At 68.4% G+C, this 14,759-nt stretch carries 15 protein-coding genes; 8 read left to right on the forward strand and 7 right to left on the reverse strand.

The window, feature by feature from the left end; genetic code table 11:
- Positions 1–10 precede the first annotated feature (10 nt).
- Genes efeB through efeU form a run of 3 tightly spaced genes read right to left on the reverse strand, consistent with a single transcriptional unit; the run spans position 11 to position 3,197 of the window.
- Complete coding sequence (efeB, locus tag BJ970_RS21070) at positions 11–1,243, reverse strand: iron uptake transporter deferrochelatase/peroxidase subunit (RefSeq protein WP_184727824.1); 1,233 nt, start codon at positions 1,241–1,243, stop codon at positions 11–13.
- Positions 1,240–2,355 carry an iron uptake system protein EfeO gene (gene efeO, locus BJ970_RS21075; protein WP_184727825.1) on the reverse strand — a complete coding sequence of 372 codons (1,116 nt, stop codon included), beginning with the start codon at positions 2,353–2,355 and terminating at the stop codon, positions 1,240–1,242. The genes efeB and efeO overlap by 4 nt, the downstream gene beginning before the upstream one ends.
- A complete protein-coding gene (efeU, locus tag BJ970_RS21080) occupies positions 2,352–3,197 on the reverse strand; it encodes an iron uptake transporter permease EfeU (protein ID WP_184727826.1) in 846 nt (281 codons plus the stop codon). Before efeU ends, efeO begins: the two co-directional genes overlap by 4 nt.
- A 771-nt stretch (positions 3,198–3,968) precedes the next feature.
- On the opposite strand from efeU, the gene BJ970_RS21085 reads away from it, so the two are divergent.
- From BJ970_RS21085 to BJ970_RS21110, 6 genes are all read left to right on the forward strand, one after another.
- Complete coding sequence (locus BJ970_RS21085; protein WP_184727827.1) at positions 3,969–4,223, forward strand: acetyl-CoA carboxylase; 255 nt, start codon at positions 3,969–3,971, stop codon at positions 4,221–4,223.
- 57 nt (positions 4,224–4,280) lie between these two features.
- Complete coding sequence (locus BJ970_RS21090) at positions 4,281–5,357, forward strand: J domain-containing protein (protein WP_184727828.1); 1,077 nt, start codon at positions 4,281–4,283, stop codon at positions 5,355–5,357.
- A gap of 100 nt (positions 5,358–5,457) precedes the next feature.
- Complete coding sequence (locus tag BJ970_RS21095) at positions 5,458–5,859, forward strand: DoxX family protein (protein WP_184727829.1); 402 nt, start codon at positions 5,458–5,460, stop codon at positions 5,857–5,859.
- A 28-nt stretch (positions 5,860–5,887) separates the two neighbouring features.
- Positions 5,888–6,292: a VOC family protein gene (locus BJ970_RS21100; RefSeq protein ID WP_184727830.1), complete on the forward strand. Its 405-nt coding sequence runs from the start codon at positions 5,888–5,890 to the stop codon at positions 6,290–6,292.
- Between the two features lie 268 nt (positions 6,293–6,560).
- Positions 6,561–7,247: a dienelactone hydrolase family protein gene (locus tag BJ970_RS21105; RefSeq protein WP_184727831.1), complete on the forward strand. Its 687-nt coding sequence runs from the start codon at positions 6,561–6,563 to the stop codon at positions 7,245–7,247.
- Between the two features lie 174 nt (positions 7,248–7,421).
- Positions 7,422–8,567, forward strand: coding sequence for a CaiB/BaiF CoA transferase family protein (locus BJ970_RS21110; protein ID WP_184727832.1), 1,146 nt, complete (start codon positions 7,422–7,424; stop codon positions 8,565–8,567).
- A 221-nt stretch (positions 8,568–8,788) separates the two neighbouring features.
- On the opposite strand, the gene fabG is transcribed toward BJ970_RS21110, so the two are convergent.
- The 3 genes from fabG to BJ970_RS21125 form a co-directional block, all read right to left on the reverse strand.
- Positions 8,789–9,523: a 3-oxoacyl-ACP reductase FabG gene (gene fabG / locus BJ970_RS21115; protein ID WP_184727833.1), complete on the reverse strand. Its 735-nt coding sequence runs from the start codon at positions 9,521–9,523 to the stop codon at positions 8,789–8,791.
- A 77-nt stretch (positions 9,524–9,600) separates the two neighbouring features.
- Positions 9,601–10,749 (reverse strand): thiolase family protein, encoded by a 1,149-nt coding sequence (locus BJ970_RS21120; protein ID WP_184727834.1) that lies wholly within the window; start codon positions 10,747–10,749, stop codon positions 9,601–9,603.
- Positions 10,746–11,189, reverse strand: coding sequence for a Zn-ribbon domain-containing OB-fold protein (locus BJ970_RS21125; RefSeq protein ID WP_184727835.1), 444 nt, complete (start codon positions 11,187–11,189; stop codon positions 10,746–10,748). The genes BJ970_RS21120 and BJ970_RS21125 overlap by 4 nt, the downstream gene beginning before the upstream one ends.
- Before the next feature lie 193 nt (positions 11,190–11,382).
- On the opposite strand from BJ970_RS21125, the gene BJ970_RS21130 reads away from it, so the two are divergent.
- On the forward strand, positions 11,383–12,270 hold the full coding sequence (locus BJ970_RS21130; protein ID WP_184727836.1) for a LysR substrate-binding domain-containing protein: 888 nt from the start codon (positions 11,383–11,385) through the stop codon (positions 12,268–12,270).
- A 257-nt stretch (positions 12,271–12,527) separates the two neighbouring features.
- Positions 12,528–13,850, forward strand: a complete 1,323-nt coding sequence (locus BJ970_RS21135; protein WP_184727837.1) for an MFS transporter — start codon at positions 12,528–12,530, stop codon at positions 13,848–13,850.
- A gap of 115 nt (positions 13,851–13,965) precedes the next feature.
- On the opposite strand, the gene BJ970_RS21140 is transcribed toward BJ970_RS21135, so the two are convergent.
- Complete coding sequence (locus BJ970_RS21140) at positions 13,966–14,454, reverse strand: SixA phosphatase family protein (protein WP_184727838.1); 489 nt, start codon at positions 14,452–14,454, stop codon at positions 13,966–13,968.
- Positions 14,455–14,759 lie beyond the last annotated feature (305 nt).

Consider the following 14,759-nt stretch of genomic DNA (forward strand, 5'->3'; position numbering starts at 1 on the left):
AACGCGCCGATTACCCGAAGAGGGAGTCACCCCAGTGGCCGCCGGGTGGGACTCCTGGCGGGCAGGCGAAGATGGCCGATCCGGTGTGCTCCAGATACTCCATCATCGCGTCCTTCTTGGACAGCATCCGCTGCACGGGCACGAACTGGGTGCGCGGGTCGCGGTTGAAGCACACGAAAAACAGCCCCGCGTCCAGCCGCCCGAGCCCGTCGGATCCGTCGGTGAAGTTGTAGCCGCGGCGCAACATCCGCACCCCGCCGTGCGTCGCGGGCGCGGCGAGCCGGATGTGCGCGTCGGCCGCGATCCGGAACTCGCCGTCCGGGCTGCGGGCCTGGAGGTCGACCGGGTCGAACTCCTCGGCCGCGCCGTTCGGTGCGCCGCTGCCCTTGGCCCGGCCGACGATGGCTTCCTGCTCGGCCAGTGACGTCCGGTCCCAGGTCTCGATGTGCATCCGGATCCGCCGGGCCACCAGGTAGGTCCCGCCGGACATCCACTCCGGGCCGTCGCCCGGCTGAACCCAGACGTGCCGGTCCAGCTCCGCGGTGTCCTCGGCCTTCAGGTTGTTCGTGCCGTCCTTGAACCCGAACAGATTGCGCGGTGTGCTCTGCGCCCGCGATGTCGTGGAGGTCCGGCCGAACCCGAGCTGCGACCAGCGCACCGCGACCTTGCCGAACCCGATGCGCGCCAGGTTGCGCACCGCGTGCACGGCCACTTGCGGATCGTTGGCGCAGGCCTGCACGCACAGGTCCCCGCTGCTGCGCGCGGGATCGAGGTTGTCGGCGGGGAAGTGCGGCAGGTCGAGCAGTGCGGCGGGACGGCGATCGCCGAGCCCGAACCGGCCGTCGAACAGCGACGGCCCGAACCCGATGGTCAGCGTCAGCGCGGACGCGGGCAGGTCGAGGGCCTCGCCGGTGTCACCCGGCGGTGCCTCGGTGCGCCCGCCGACCGCGCCGTTCTCGATCGCCTCCAACCCGGCGGTCATCCGCTCGGCGGCCTGCGTCCAGTCCCGCAGCAGCGCGGCCAACTCGGCGCGGTCGGTCGTGGTCACGTCGAAGGCCACGAAGTGCATCCGGTCCTGCGCCGGGGTGGTGATGCCGGCTTGGTGCGGACCCCGGAAGGGCACCGTGGCCGCCGTCTCGTCGGGGCGGCTCGCGGCGAAGTACCCCGTCCCGGCGGCGGTGCCCGCGATCGCGACACCGGCGCCGGTCATCCCGAACAGCCGACGGCGGGACACACCGGTCATTGCGCCACCACGCCCGCGGTCTTGCTCAGCGGCTCGCCGAGCGCGTCCACGGCCGAGGCCAGTTCCTTGACCTGCTCGGGGGTCAGCTCGGTGTAGAGCTTGAAGCCGTCGCCGACCTGGTAGCGCGCCAGCAGCGCGTCCACCGCCGCGAACTTCTGGTCCAGGACCGCCAGCAGCTGCGGGTCCTTCGCGCTCAGCACCGGCCGCAGCGTGGTGACCACCTGCTTGGCGCCGTCCACGTTGGCCCGGAAATCCCACAGGTCGGTGTGCGAGAAGGTCTCCTCCTCGCCGGTGACCTTGCCGGTGGCGACCTCGTCGAGCAGTTCCTTGGCGCCGTTGGCGATGCCCGCCGGGGTCAGCTGGACGGTCCGGGTCTGCGCAACGAGCTGGTCGACGTCGGCGAGAAGCTGGTCGGCGATCGCCGGGGTGTCGGGCTGCGGCCCGGTGACCCAGAGGTCCTTTTCCAGCCGGTGGAAGCCGGTGAACTGCTGGCCCTGCTCCAGATCGGCCTCCCGGCCATCCATCCTCGGGTCCAGGTCGCCGAAGCTCTCCGCGACCGGTTCGATGCGCTCCCACGGCAGCCGAGCCGAGGCGTACAACTGCTTGGCCTGCTCCACATCACCGGCCTTGACCGCTGCGGCGAACCTCGCGGTGCCGGCCTTGAGCTGGTCGGCCTGTTCGTCCACGTAGCGCTTGTAGTCGGCGACGGCCTGCGTGGCGGCACCGTTCTGCGCGCTCGCGGAGCCGGTGACGGTGAACTCGCCGCGGATGCCGTCGCCCTGCATGCCGGGCTTGCACGCGGTGGTGTACTTGCCGCCCTGCGGCACTTCGACGACCAGCTGCCGGGTCAGGCCGGGACCGATGTTCTCGACCTCGCTGAGCACCCGGTCGCCCTCGCCGTAGAGGTAGAACTCGGTGACCTGGCTGCCGGTGTTGGTGATGTCGAAGCGGATCGTGCCGGCCGGGGCGGAGGTCGTGGACAGCTTGCAGGCGTCGTCGCCGGCTTGCACCGCGATCGCACCGGGCGCGGAGCCGGCGGTCTGCCCGCCGCATCCGGCCGCGAGCAGGATGGTGCCGAGCGCGGGCAGCAGGGTGCGGGCTTTGATGGTCACTTTGCGTCTCCGGTACGGATCTCGGCGGGCCGGGCGGCGCCGCGATGGGGGCGGAGGAACAGGGTGAGTACGACCGCGACGTAGCCGACCCAGACGATGGCTTCGAGCACGGTGGTCTGCGGGGAGAAGTTGAAGATGCCCTTGAGCAGCGCGCCGTACCAGGAGTTCGGCGGGACGTAGGCGCTGACGTCGAAGGCGAGCGTGTGCAGGCCGGGCAGCAGGCCGGCTTCCTGCAGGTCGTGCATCCCGTAGGCGAAGACCCCGGCGGCGACGAAGACCAGCAGCACCCCGGTGACGGTGAAGAACTTCGACAGGTTGACCTTGACCGCCCCGGCGTAGATCAGGTAGCCGAGCAAGATAGCGATCGCGATCCCGATCAGGAATCCGACCAGTGGCAGCACGGTGCCGCCGCCGGCGGACTGCACGCTGGAGAAGAAGAACACCGCGGTCTCCAGGCCCTCCCGGCCGACCGCCAGGAACGCCACGGTGGCCACGGCAACCGGTCCGAGCTGCAGCGCATCGTCGAGTTGGCCGCGCAACTGGGCCGCGAGGGTGCGACCGGCCTTGCGCATCCAGAAGATCATGCCGGTGACGAAGCCGACCGCGATGATCGAGGCGATCCCGCCGAATCCCTCCTGGGCTTCGAAGCTCAGCGTCGCCGCGGTGTAGGTGAGCACCGCGCCTACCGCCACCGACAGCGCCACCGCCAAGCTGACCCCGGTCCAGACCAACGGCAGCGCGCGGCGGCGTTCGGTGCGGACGAGGAATGCGACCAGAATGCTGACCACGAGAACGGCCTCCAGCCCCTCCCGCAGCCCGATGAGGGCATTGCTGAATAGCATTCACATCTTCCTTCGCCGGCGATTCGGTGAGCGATAAGAAACTAGGTAAGGCTCACCTTTGTGTCAAACGGGTGTGAAGACCATGACACCGATCCGCGACAGGTCCACGGCGCGCTCCGCTCGGCCCTTTTGGCCTGCTTTTTCGATCCATGTCCGAAATGGTCGAATGGGTGTGTCACGCTTCGCCGAGTCCGCGTCGGCAAGAATTCGATCTTGGTTTCCCGGGTTCGACGGGGAAAGCGAAGACCCGAGACCGCCTTAGCCAAGTTCATCCGGCCGTACTCCGGAATCCTCGGGGCCCGCCGGGAAATGATCAAGTGATCGCGAAGTTCCCGATTGTGCGCTCCGTGAGGCGCCGGATGGGCCGGTTGTGACGCGCGGGGAGCTTTGGGTCACGTTGCGCTCCACGGGGTCGGGAAAATCGGTTAAAGTGTCGACTGGCACCGGTGGGCTACGCCCGCCGGCGAACGACCTGGCGGTGCCGGGTGGGCCGCCGGAGTACCCCCGCTCCCGGCTGGTCGTCCCGGCGTTCGACCGCAAAGCTAGCCGTACCGGTCCGAGGCGCCACCTGAGACCGGGCGGCTGTCCCGGGTGGCCAAAAGGGAGGGGCGGCGCGAGCCGTCTCGGTCATCCGCGTGGAAGAGCCCGCTGACCGGCCGGTCAGCGGGTTTTTTCGCTTCCAGGGCCCGAACCCGGCGCTGCTGGCCGGCAGACCAAGATCAAGGGTGCGGCGAGTGGCGGTCCGGCTCGGGAAAGAGCACGGTACCGAGTATGTCCACTGTTAAGGCGCAACAACCAGGCGTGTTCTACCGGGGTCCGTCCCCGGAGGCCGACCCGTACGTGCGCGAAGGCGGCCACGTCGATGTCGGCCAGACCATCGCGGTGATCGAGGCGGTGAAGACCTACAGCCCGGTGAAGGCGGAAACCAGCGGCACCATCACCCGCTTCCTGCTCGACGACGGCACCGAAGTCGCCCCCGGACAGGACGTGGTCGAAGTCGCCGAGGAAACATCCCCACTCGGTTGATCTTGAATTCCGCGCAAGCCCTATCATGACCGCGCAATCGTGGGAAGCAGGAGGGCCGTGCGCGGGGTCGACTATTACGAACTGCTGGGCGTGACACGGAACGCGACGGCAGCGGAGATCAAGTCCGCTTATCGGTCGCTGGCACGCAGCATGCACCCCGATGTCGGTGGCACCGCAGGAACCTTCCGGTTGTTGCAGGAGGCGTACGAGACGCTCAACGATCCGGTCCGCCGCGCCGACTACGACGGTGCGGGCGAGCCCATCCGCCGCCCGCGGGTGACGGGGCGGCGCCGTCGGCGGAGTTTCGGCGAAGATCCGGCCTACGTCCCGAAGTTGCCGCGGCTGCGGCTGGACGACATCCCGTGGTGGGACACCGTCGATCCGGACACCCGGGTCCGCTACCTGCCGGTCACCGGCCCGGATCGGGCACCCACGCTGGCGCTGGTGGGCGGCTGGTCGCTGTTGCTGCTGGCCGGGCTCGCCGTCGAGTTGAGCGCCATGCTGATGGCCGCCTGGCTGGCCGTGCTGGTGGGCTCCGGCGTGGTGATCGTGCTGCTGCTGCGTCGGCATGTCCGAGCGCACCGGGTCAACCGCTCGTTCGCCGCGGAGTTCGGCGGGCAACGTATCTTCGGCCTTCCGGACGGGCAGGACGAGCGGGCCCAGCAGCTGACCGCCGAGCTGTGCGCGAAGTACCTGACCCGGCTGCCGGGCGTGCGGGTGTTCCACGGACTGTCCTGGCCCGATTCGGTGTTCGAGGACGTCCACCACGCCGTGCTCTGCGGGCGGCGGCTGGTGCTGGTGGAATCCAAGAGCTGGTTGCCCGGCCACTACACCTCCGACGACGAGGGCACGCTGTGGCGCAACGGCCATCCGTTCCGCGGCGGCGCGACCAGGCTGCCGGAGGGCGTCGCCCTCTTCGAGGAGCTGCTGCCCGGTATCGAGGTGCGCGGCGTGGTGCTGATCTACCCCAGCCGTGCCGGTGACATCACCACCGTGGAGCAGGATGGCGACCCGGTTTCGCCGATGACCCCGGCGCAGTTCGTGTGCGACATCGGGCGGTGGCTCGCGCAGGATTCGGCCACCGTGGATCGCGATGCGTTCACGACGGTGCTGGACCAGGTCGTCGCCGACTGACCGGCGCGCGAACTTTCTTCGCGCGGCCCCGATGAGTTTTCGTTGCGCCCGAGGTCGATACGGGTAGTCGGTATCTCCAGCCCTCGGGAAAGGGTGCAACATGACTACCAGCTCGAACGCGGCGGTTTCTCAGCGGCGGGGCGTACACGTGACGCTCTGGGTGCTCCAGGCTCTGCTCGCGGCGTTCTTCGCGTTCGCCGCCGTCCCCAAGCTGATCGGTGATCCGACGACAGTCGAGATGTTCGGGCTGATCGGGCTCGGGCAGTGGTTCCGGTACCTGACCGGCGCGCTGGAACTGCTCGGCGCCATCGGCCTGCTCGTGCCCCGGTTGGCCGGACCGGCCGCGCTCGGTCTCGCCTGCGTCATGGTCGGCGCGACGATCACCCAGCTGTTCGTGTTCGACTCGCCGGTCATGGCGCTCCCGCCGCTCGTGCTCGTCCTGGTGTTCGTGGCGCTCGCCTGGGGGCGTCGCCAGACCATCCCGTTCCTGGCCAACCGCTGATCAACCGCGCGTGTGAAACGGAGAAACGATGTCCATCAAGACCTTCATCAACCTGCCGGTCAAGGACCTCAACAGGGCGGTCGACTTCTTCACCGCGCTGGGCTTCACCTTCGACCAGCGGTTCACCGACGAAAACGCTACCTGCATGGTGATCAGCGACGATTCCTACGCGATGCTGCTGGTGGAACCGTTCTTCCGGCAGTTCACCAAGAAGGAGCTGGTCGACGCGAACAAGGCCACCGAAGTCCTGGTGGCGCTGGGCTTGGAAAGCAGGGCGCAGGTCGACGAGCTGGCCGGGAAGGCGTTCGCGGCGGGAGCGCAGCCCGCGAACGAGCCGATGGACGAGGGCCCGATGTACGGCAAGAGCTTCCACGACCTGGACGGGCACATCTGGGAGGTCTTCCACATGGACCTCTCTGGCATAACGGGCTGAGCAAGCCTGGTGAGCCGGATCCACCACGTCGCCGAGCGCCGCCCGCGCCCGGCGACGTGCTGTTGAAGGGAGATCAACCGACCGCACCGGCTCTTGGCACGGGCGGTGCTCGGCGGATACCGTGTTGATCTTCGCCGGGATGGCTCTGCTGCCGGTCGTGCGGGAACGCCGGGCGGCCCAGATGTGACCGCGTGCGATCAACCCGGCCGGGCGCGACGATGAGCCGGTCGGGGTCAAGGCTTTGCCGCCGGACAAAGGGAGTACCAGCGTGACGAATCCGCACCAGAACGTGAGCTTCGCCAGCAATGGGCGCACCGCGCACGGCTACCTGGCGAAGCCGTCGCGGCCGGGCCCGGGCGTGGTGGTGATCCAGGAGTGGTGGGGGCTGACCGACCACGTCGCCGATGTCGCCGACCGGCTGGCGGCCGAGGGGTTCGTCGCGCTCGCCCCGGATCTCTACGGCGGGCACACCACGCACGACGCCAGGCAAGCCGCGCGGCTGATGCAGGAGTTGCCGGTCGATCAGGCCGCCCGCGACCTCTCCGGGGCGGTCGACTACCTGCTGACGCTAGACGCGGTGACGAGTTCGGCGGTCGGAGTGGTCGGGTTCTGCATGGGCGGCAAGTTCGCGATCGTGCTGGCCGCACAGCAGGGCGACCGGGTCGGCGCCGTGGTGCCGTTCTACGGGCTGCCCTCGGTGGCGGACACGGACTTTTCCGGTCTGACGGCGCAGATGCTGGGCCACTTCGGCGAATACGACCGCTCCATCAGCATGGACGCGGTGGGCGAGTTGCGCGACAAGATCCAGCAGCAGTCCGAGGTACGACCGCAGATTCACGTCTACCCGGCCGGGCACGCCTTCTTCAACGACCAGAATCCGGCGTCATACCACGAGGATTCGGCTCGCATGGCCTGGCCTCGCACCCTCGACTTCCTTCGCCGTCACCTGACCTGATGCGGACCGGCGATTGCAAGGGAAATCGACATGCCGGTTTCCCTTGAAATCGACGGCTGATATGTACGGCCAATGTGCCTGCGGTGTGCCTTGTGCCCATTGACAACGCCTCGTCGGCGGGTAATGCTGGGCCAGCAATTGGCCGTACAAATGCTTGGGAAGGGGAGCTGTTCGATGCTTCCGTTGGACGGCGTGACCGTGGTGTCCCTGGAGCAGGCGGTCGCCGCCCCGTTCGCCACCCGGCAACTGGCCGACCTGGGTGCCCGAGTGATCAAGGTCGAGCGCCCGGCCGGGGACTTCGCCCGCGGCTACGACACCTCGGTGCAGGGCCTGTCCAGTCACTTCGTGTGGCTCAACCGAAACAAGGAAAGCATCGTCCTGGACCTCAAGCAGCAGGCCGACCGGCAGGTCATGGACAAGCTGCTGGCGCGTGCGGACGTGTTCGTGCAGAACCTCGCGCCCGGCGCGGCGACCCGGCTCGGCCTCGGCGCGGCAGAGCTGCGGGCGAGCTACCCCCGGCTGATCGTCTGCGACATCTCCGGCTACGGCAGCTCCGGCCCGTATCGCGACAAGAAGGCATACGACCTGCTGGTCCAGTGCGAGACGGGCCTCGTTTCCATCACCGGCAATGAGGCGGAACCGGCCAAGACCGGAATCTCCACCGCCGACATCGCCGGCGGCATGTACGCCTACACCGGGGTGCTGACCGCCCTTTACGAGCGCGAGCGCACCGGCCAGGCAACGGCATTCGAGGTCTCGCTGTTCGACGCGCTCGGGGAATGGATGGGATTTCCCTACTACTACGCCACATACAGCGGTACGCCGCCGCGGCGCGCGGGCGCTCGGCACGCGGCTATCGCGCCGTACGGGCCCTTCGCGGCCGGTGACGGATCGCAGGTGTTCCTCGGCGTGCAGAACGAGCGGGAATGGCTGAAGTTCTGCGAGCAGGTGCTCGACCGGCCCGAACTGGCCACCGATCCCCGATTCGACGCCAACCCCAAGCGGGTCGAGCACCTGGCCGAGCTGAAGGTGGTGATCGAGGCGGCGTTCGCGCAGCTGACCAGTGCGGAGATCGAAGCCCGTCTAGAGGAGGTCGGCATCGCCAATTCGCGGATGCGCACGATGGCCGAGTTCGCCGAGCACCCGCAGCTGGCCGCCCGCGACCGCTGGCGCGAGGTCGACTCGCCCGCCGGGAAGCTGCGCGCCCTGCTGCCGCCGGTGACAGTCGCGGGCCGTGAGTCGCGGATGGACCCGATTCCCGAGCTCGGCCAGCACACCACCGCCATCCTCGCCGAACTCGACGAACCAGTGCGCGATTGACCGGTGCGGTGGTCGTGCACGAGCGCATGCCGAGGCTCGCGTAGCAGGGCGCGCGCGCATGCTGCACCGGTCCGCTGCCTTCGGCCCTTCTCGGTAGTGATCTTGACGGGTCGGCGGCGGATGTCCGCCGCCGGTCCCGATACACGGCGGTTGCAATGAGTTTCGAGCCGCTTGGCTGACCCTATAAGGCGCTGCGGGTGCCTCTTTCCGAGCGAGTTCCGTCAGATGTGCCGGCCGCCGGTGATCTCCAGGACACAACCCGTCATGTACGACGACATGTCGGAAGCCAGGAACAGCACCACGTTGGCGACCTCGGCCGGCTCGCCCGCGCGCTGCATCGGGATCTCGGCGAGCTTGGCCTTCAACACGTCTTCGCGCAACGCCGCGGTCATGTCGGTGTGGATCAGACCCGGCTGCACCGCGTTGACCCGCACGCCCTTGTGCGCGACCTCCTTGGCGGCGGCCTTGGTCAGCCCGACGATGCCGGCCTTGGCGGCGCTGTAGTTGGTCTGCCCGATCATGCCGACCTTGCCGGAGATCGACGAGATGTTCACGATCGAGCCGTGGCCCTGCTCGCGCATCACCGCGGCGGCGGCCCGGGTGCCCAGCCAGGCACCCTTGACATGCACGTCTAGGACGGCCTCGAAGTCGGCCAGCGTCATCTTGCGCATGGTCGCGTCTCGGGTGATCCCCGCGTTGTTCACCATGACATCCAGCGACCCGAATTCGTCGGTGGCCGCCTCGACCGCCGCCCGCACGGCGTCCGGGTCAGTGACGTCGCAGGCCAGCCCGCACGCTGTGCCGCTCCCGCCCAGCTTCTCCGCCGATTCCTGGGCATGCTCGGCATTGATATCGGCGAGCACCACCTTCGCGCCGTGGGACACGAAGTTCTCCGCGATGGCGAACCCGATGCCCTTGGCACCGCCGGTGATGACCGCAACCTTGCCCTGCAACATCAAATCCTCCTTGCGCGCTTCCGGCGGCGATTTCCATGGAAATCGCGGAAAAATCGCCCTGCCGCCGGATGTGGTCGTCACAGCGTGGTCTCGGTACCGAAGATCGCCGTGACCTGGCTCGACAGTACGCCGCCGTTGCCGTGCGCGAGCGCCACGTCGGCGCCTCGGATCTGCCGCGCACCGCAGTCGCCGCGCAGCTGCCGCACCGCCTCGATAACGGTGAAGATCCCGTACATGCCGGGGTGGCAGTACGAGAGCCCACCGCCGTTGGTGTTCACCGGCAGCTTGCCGCCGGGCGCGATCTGGCCCTCCGCGACGAACGCGCCGCCCTCGCCCTTGGCGCAGAACCCGAGATCCTCCAGGAACAAGATCGGGTTGATGGTGAAGGCGTCGTAGAGCTCGATCACGTCGACGTCCCGCGGGGTCAGGCCGGCCATCTCGAAGGCCCGGCCGCCGGATTCGGCCGCCGCGGTGACCGTCAGGTCCGGCATCGCGGAAATGCTGCGGTGCGAGGTCGCCTCGCCGACCCCGAGCAGGAAGGCGGGCTGGCCGGGCAGTTGCCGCGCGCGCTGCGCGCTGGTCAGCACGACCGCGCCACCCCCGTCGGTGACCAGGCAGCAGTCCAGCTTGGTCAGCGGATCGCTGATCATCCGTGCGGACAGCACTTCCTCGCGGGTCAGCGGCGCACGCATGAACGCCACCGGGTTGAGTTGCGCCCACTGCCGCGCGGCCACCGCCACGTCGGCCAGCTGCTCGCGGGTCGTGCCGTACTGGTGCATGTGTCGCGCGGTCGCCATCGCGTACATGCTGATCGGGTACCGCGCGCGGTAGGGCGCCTCGAACGGGTTCGGCTTGGACGGCGAGACCAGCCGGCCACCGTCGGAGCGTTGGGTGCTGCCGTAGACGATCAGCGCCGTCGAGATCACCCCAGCGTTGATCGCCGCCGCCGCGTGCAGCAAGTGGGAGACGAACGAACTGCCGCCGATGGTCGATCCGTCGATGTAGCTGGGCCGGATGCCGAGGTACTCGGCGGTGTCCATGCCGGACATCGGGTAGTACGACGACGCGGTGAACAAACCGTCCACTTCGGACTTCTGGATGCACGCGTCGGCCAGCGCCCGCACCGTCGCCTGCCCCACCAGGTCCAGCGGAGTCAGGCCGTGGGCGACCTGGCCGAGATCCGATTCGGCGACGCCCACCACCGCCGTGCTGCCGCGCAACGTCATGAGTCCTCTGCGTCCCGCGATCGGCCGCTACGCGCAGTGGTGGCGGATTGCCGTCCGTGTCGTCCTCCAGAACGGAACACGGCGACGGGCGTCCCCTCGTCATCGGCGACGGCGAACCCGACGCGCGCCCCGATGACCACCTTGTCGGCGTCCAGGTCGTCCACCCGCGACATCATCCGGAAGCCATCGTCCAAGTCGATCAGCGCGACGTTGTGCATCCCGGTGCGGTCGCGCACCACGGTCGTCGAGTAGACGGTCCCGAGGCCGCTGCTGCGCTGCCAGCTCAGGTCGCCGCTTCCGCAGCCCGGACACAGCACGCGCGGTTGGAACACCGCCGACGAGCACCTGCCGCAGCGCTGGTATCGCAGCTCGCCGGTGGCTAGGCCGTCCCGGAACACCGTTTCGGGGGCCGTCCCGCCCGGGGACGCCAGTTCACCCATACCTCCCGACCTTTCTTGTTGGGTGGGCGATTTCCATGGAAATCGGCGGTTCGGCAGGCCGAAACACGGTGTCTCGACGCTAGGACAGCGAGTGTGTTTCGTCTAACACCAAAATCGGGTAGGTTTGATTCGGTTTCGCGACACAATCGTCGGTGACCTGGGCAAAGGCGCTCGCCGTCGGGAGGTTGGAGCGGTGGAGCTGCGCCACCTGCGGGCATTCGTCGCCGTGGCGGAGGAGCTGAACTTCCGCCGGGCCGCGGTCCGGTTGCACATGTCCCAACCGCCGCTTTCGCAACAGATCAAGCGCCTGGAGCACGAGGTCGGCGTGGCGCTGCTGCGCCGCACCACGCGGCACGTCGCGCTGACCGCTGCGGGCGAGGCATTCCTACGCGAGGCACGCAAGGCGCTGCTGGCCGCGGAGGCCGCGCCGCGGCTGGCCCGGCAGGCTGCCGCGGGGGAGATCGGCGTGGTCCGGCTGGGGTTCAGCGGTCAGACGTCGTACCGCGTGATGCTGCTGATCGTGCGCAAGTTCCGGGAGCGCTATCCGAACGTGCGCTTCGACATCGTCAGCCCGCTCTACGGCGGCGAGCTGGTGGACCAGATCAACCAGCAGGAAATCGACGCCGGGCTGCTGCGACTGCCGGTGCCCACCGAGGGCCTGTGCGTGCGGGAGCTGGAGCAGCACCCGTTGGCGGTGGCGCTGCCGGAGGACCACCGGCTGGCCGGTGCCCGGCGAGTCGGGCTGGCGGACCTGCGCAACGAGTCGTTCATCAGCTATCCCGCCAATCGCGGCTCGGTGGTCAACCAACTGGTGCAGGCGGCCTGCATGCAACACGACTACAGTCCGAATTTCGTGCAGGAAGCGCCGGACACCCACACGATCCTGTCGCTGGTCGGCGCCGGTTCCGGCATCAGCCTGGTCCCGATGACCGCCGGACACCTGAAAGTTCCCGGCGTGGTGCTGGTTTCGGTGCACGACGCCCCGTCGATCCCGCTGGCCCTGGTGTGGCGCCGGGATGACCAGAACCCGGCGCTGGCCGGATTGGTCGGTCTGCTGGACGAGGTCGCCGCGCAACTCTGACCCCGTTACGCGCAAGCCGTTCCCATGAAACGGCTTGTTCATAGTGTCCACCTGAATTGTTCATAGTACACAGTGGACTTAATAGCGAGGTTTGCTTTAGTGGCCGGAAAAGTAGGCACGTGCGCAAAGTGTGGTGCAATGCACGTGCGGTTTCGGTAACTCCGCGTCCCGTTTCGGCGACAATACGGATGAGTGACCGATCAACGGTTGATCTTGATCTTGATTTCGCTGCACAGAACTGAACAAGGAGGTCTCAAGTGGCTGCCGACCGACCGGAGAGTCGGGCATGGTGGATCTGGAGCGCGGCGGTGGTTGCCTACCTCGCCGCGGTATTTCACAGAGGCAGCTTGGGGGTCGCTGGCACGCAGGCGCTGGACCGGTTCGGCGTCGGGCCGGCCGCGCTGAGCGCGTTCACGGTGCTGCAGGTCGGCATCTACGCCGGCATGCAGATCCCCACCGGATTGCTGGTGGACCGCTTCGGTGCCCGAAAGGTGATCACCGCGGCGGTAGTGTTGTTGGGCACTGGTCAAGTGCTTTTCGCGGTGGCCGATTCCTATCCGATGGGCCTGCTCGCCCGCGCGGTGCTGGGCATGGGCGATGCGTTGATGTGGGTCAGCATCCTGCGACTGGTGGCAACGCAATTCTCCGCCCGTCGCTACGCACTGGTGGCAACGATGTCCAGCGCGTTGGGGGCGCTGGGTGGCGTCGCGGCCACGTTCCCCCTTGCGCTGGCGTTGCAAAACATGGGCTGGACGGCGACGTTCCTGCTGGTGGGTGCGTTGACGCTGGGTTATGCGGCGGTCACCGGAACGGTCGTGCGGGACGCCCCGTTCGGCGGGGCGCGGCCGCGTGGCGGCGGCGCGGTTTTCCGGCAGGTTCGCGATGCGTGGTCGGTGCCGGGCACGCGGCTGGCGTTCTGGACGCACTTCTGCACGATGTTCGTCTCGGGCGCATTGACCCTGCTGTGGGGTTTCCCGTATCTGGTCAACGGGCTGGGCGTGCCGACCGCGACGGCGAGCGTGATGCTCAGCCTGCTGATCATCGGCCAGGTGATCGGCGGCCCCGTGGTGGGTGCGCTGATCGGCCGCCGCCCGGAGTGCCGGATGTGGATCGTGCTGGGTTATCTGCTCCTCAACGTCCTGGCCTGGGCGGTCCTGCTGGGCTGGCAAGGCGGGCACCCGCCGCTGGCGGTGATCGCGACGGCGTTCTTCATCTTCGCGCTGGGCGGCCCGGTTTCGGCGGTGGCGTTCGCCCTGGTGCGGGATTACAACCCGCTCCACCAGGTCGGAACGGCGACCGGTGTGGCGAACGCGGGCGGGCACACCGCGACCGCGCTCGGTGTCCTGTTGGTGGGCCTGGTGCTGGACCTGACGCAGGGCCTGCCCGGCGGCTCGGATTACCGGGTGGCGATGTTGGCCCTGGTGGCGCTGCTGCTGTTCGGAACGTTGCGCACAGTGGTCTGGTGGCGCCGAGCCCGCGCGGCCGTCTTCGCGGCGGAGGCCCGAGGCGAAGGCGTGCCGGTTGTGCTGACCCGCCACCGCTGGGACCTCAAGCTATCCCGCCAACCCGTCAACGCCTGACGCGGGACATGGGCGATTTCAATGGAAATCAGCACGGTGATTTCCATTGAAATCGCCACGGAGTCTATTCGTCCACAGTAGCCAGTGAGTTCGTCGGCTCATCGCCCGCGATAGGTCAGCCGCGAGGCTTGACGTAGGTTGCGCCGGCCGCCCAGGACTGGCCCACTTCGGACCAAGCGGCCGGGCTGGAAAGCAGCGCGATCGCTGCGGTTTTGAGCTCCGCCGGTTCATCGGTGAGCAGCTGGACGAGGTCTTCGAGTCCCGGGTTGTGGCCGACGACGGCGGCCGTCATGACCGTGGACGGGATTTCGCGGATGACGGCCAGGAGTTCGCGGGCCGAGGCCGCGTAGATTCGGTCGTCGTACTTGACTTTCGGTTCGGCCGGGATCTCCGGGGCCGCCAGCGCCCAGGTCTGGCGGGCGCGCACCGCCGGGGAACACAGCACGAACTCGATCGCCGCCGCGTTTTCGCGCAGCCATCGGCCGGCGGCGGGTGCGTCGCGGCGGCCCCGCTCGGTCAGCGGCCGGTCGGAGTCGTCGACGTCGTCCGGCCAGGCCGACTTGGCGTGCCGGATCAGCACCAACCTACGTTGCACATCGATCATGTCTGTCGCCCGCCTGCTCGCCGAAGACCGCTGGCTCCACGGTAGTGGCCCGGCTGTCCGGGCGCTTCGCCCGCCGGGCGGAAAATCGTCGCCGAGCGGGTATGGTTTCCGCATCGCGGAATGGGCTCATGGAGTCGCGGGCAGTCGCAGCGCTCGGCCTGAGCTCGCCCGGTTCGGCTCGCTGCTGAGAAGCGCGATGTTCGGGACCGAGAAGCAGGGCGGCGGCGATGTTGGCCAGCCGCGACGGACCCGCTGCACTGTGCACACTGGACACTGCGCGGCCAGAAGTGCTTCGCCTCCAACGT

This window comes from Saccharopolyspora phatthalungensis, from assembly GCF_014203395.1.
Taxonomy (GTDB): Bacteria; Actinomycetota; Actinomycetes; order Mycobacteriales; family Pseudonocardiaceae; genus Saccharopolyspora; species Saccharopolyspora phatthalungensis.